Origin of the sequence: Salinibaculum salinum (genome assembly GCF_037645885.1) — an archaeon.
Taxonomy (GTDB): Archaea; Halobacteriota; Halobacteria; order Halobacteriales; family Haloarculaceae; genus Salinibaculum; species Salinibaculum salinum.
In genome coordinates this window covers 1-2,088 of record NZ_JBBENW010000043.1, presented here as the reverse complement: position 1 = coordinate 2,088, position 2,088 = coordinate 1, and the positions used below count along the sequence as shown (strand labels likewise).

Here is a 2,088-nt window from a genome sequence, read left to right as displayed (position 1 = left end):
CCACGTCCACGCACGAACAGAAGTTTTCGTTGCGCTCTGCCTCCGGGTTGTCATTGCAATCACCAACTATGAGCGAGGAAACGAACCGGGCTGTGAGAAGCTATGAGATGGATTCTATGACAGGCTCTGGGCAATGGTGTTGGCTCACCGATCTGTAGAACGGTTTTCGACTCACTATTCGCGGAAGCGGTTCACGCTCCGGCAACACGTTGTCTTGCTCTGTCTCAAGGTGAAGAAGACGACAACGTACCGCAACCTCGTTGATGAACTTATCGAGATGCCTCGTATCCGTGACGCCCTCTATCTTGATTCGATTCCCGCCCCCTCGCCACTCTGCAAAGCCTTCGACCGCTTGGAGATGGCTGTCTGGCGGGTGCTGCTGAACGTCTCACTCGCCTGACAGCGTTGAGGATCCGGTTTGCAAGGACTGTGTACTGATCAGGTCCACCTCCCCCTTTTGAAGATAGTCAGTGACGCCAGCCGAGATGGTCTCGCTGGTGATTTCCTCACTGCCCTTGCCAGTATAGAGGATGAATGGCAGATCTGGACATTCTTCGCGGACGGCTTCGAGAAATTCGATGCCGTTCATGCCGGGCATATCGTAATCGCTGACGATACAATCTATGTCGAGAATATCCTCACGGAGCAGTACAAGCGCATCACCAGGACTCGTTTCGGTATGAACGGCGAAGCGGTCGTCTTCGCGTACGAGGAACTCGCCGACCATCTCAGCAAATCCTGGTTCGTCATCGACGTGTACTACGTGAACGGACTGGTGGTGCAGTCGCTGTTCGGGTGACGGTCGTGACGGGATGATGACTGAGTCATACGATGCTTCCTCGCGTCGGCTTCGTCCATCTCGTCATCATTCGACCGATTCGCTGATGGATACGTCAGTGGCCTCGCTGATGGTAATTCGATAGTCGAGATAAGTGAACTCGACAGTAACGTGGCTCCCATTCTGTGTCTTACAAAGTGCTGTCACGGCGTCTGGATCGACCGTCTCGTAGATGGGCGGGAGTTCGAGAAAATCGACTCCTTCCCGATCAGCGACTTCTTCGACGACCTTGTCGATCCACCCACACTTCTCGGACGGTTGAAATTGCCCCACAGTACTGGTACCGGGTTGCGCTATAACATAACTATTTCGCCAAACGCTTCATGAAAAAGAAGTACTTTAAAAAATATTTCACATATCTTCAACGCTTGAATTGAAGAATCCTGCAATAACAAGACGATGTATAATTTAAATAGTATATTTATAATTATATTTATTCCTCGATCTCTTCGACTCCGAAGTGATTGAACGGTCGTACACGGGTGTTTTTGAGAAACCGTTCGTCAGTTATTGTGAGTCCGAGATCTTCAAGCGTAGTTGCGATCTGCGTGAGATCATCGCTGTCGTGACCGACGGCTCTGACAGTCAGATTGTCGTGGCCCGAGAGAATTTCGTGAATTTCGATCACACCCGGAATATCGAATACCTGGTCGGCAAGGTCACTCTGGTCAGTGACTGGTGTCGTACAGACGAACACGACCTGGAGTTGGAATCCTGCTTGTTCGTAGTTGATCTGAGGATGATAACCCTGAATAACTCCGTTTGCTTCGAGTTTTTCAATTCGGTTACGCACGGTGTTCGGCGAGACACCGATCGCATCGGCGATATCTCTCGCAGAATTGGATCGGGCATTGTCTTGGAGCATGTGAAGGATTCCCCGATCCACGTTGTCGAGTGCTGGTGGCTCCATCGCATGTTGACAGTACAGAGCGCAACACAATGGGTCTTTGCCAGTCCGGCGTTCCATCCACCACCTCATTCTAACCCCAAATCCGTGTGAAATACGCGCCCTGTATTCAGCAAAACTCCTGAAACCTATCAACGAATGAGGGTTCCAACAAAACCGAATACTATGATCTAGAGGCCCTTTAGCAGCGAATAACAAATTCACCGAGCCTACTAGTGCGGCTTCAATCGTGATTTGCTGGATATAGCTGGCGGAGTTTGATGCGAGCGTCATCGGCCGTGAACTGCCACTCAATCTCGGATTCGTCCTCGTTTCGGGTGCGTTCCCACGCAGCGACCTCCGT

3 protein-coding genes and 2 pseudogenes are annotated in these 2,088 nt (G+C 51.1%); 2 read left to right on the top strand and 3 right to left on the bottom strand.

All coding sequences use genetic code 11. The annotated features are described in order from the left end of the window. Positions 1-106: pseudogene (locus WDJ60_RS18730) on the top strand (IS5/IS1182 family transposase); the annotation flags it as partial. Positions 107-133: 27 nt separating this feature from the next. Further along, positions 134-391, top strand: a pseudogene (locus WDJ60_RS18725) (IS5/IS1182 family transposase); the annotation flags it as partial. Here WDJ60_RS18725 and WDJ60_RS18720 read toward each other — a convergent pair. From WDJ60_RS18720 to WDJ60_RS18710, 3 genes are all read right to left on the bottom strand, one after another. Continuing rightward, positions 389-727, bottom strand: a complete 339-nt coding sequence (locus WDJ60_RS18720) for a response regulator (RefSeq protein WP_340102307.1) — start codon at positions 725-727, stop codon at positions 389-391. The pseudogene WDJ60_RS18725 and the gene WDJ60_RS18720 sit on opposite strands and share 3 nt — an antisense overlap. Before the next feature lie 138 nt (positions 728-865). Continuing rightward, on the bottom strand, positions 866-1,111 hold the full coding sequence (locus WDJ60_RS18715; RefSeq protein ID WP_340102305.1) for a HalOD1 output domain-containing protein: 246 nt from the start codon (positions 1,109-1,111) through the stop codon (positions 866-868). A 160-nt stretch (positions 1,112-1,271) separates the two neighbouring features. Continuing rightward, on the bottom strand, positions 1,272-1,748 hold the full coding sequence (locus WDJ60_RS18710) for an Lrp/AsnC family transcriptional regulator (RefSeq protein WP_340102303.1): 477 nt from the start codon (positions 1,746-1,748) through the stop codon (positions 1,272-1,274). Positions 1,749-2,088 lie beyond the last annotated feature (340 nt).

Excerpts from the sequence above, each read along its gene's own strand:
- WDJ60_RS18710 (WP_340102303.1), bottom strand. The coding sequence starts at position 1,748 with ATGGAGCCACCAGCACTCGACAACGTGGATCGGGGAATCCTTCACATG.
- WDJ60_RS18720 (WP_340102307.1), bottom strand. The coding sequence starts at position 727 with ATGGTCGGCGAGTTCCTCGTACGCGAAGACGACCGCTTCGCCGTTCAT.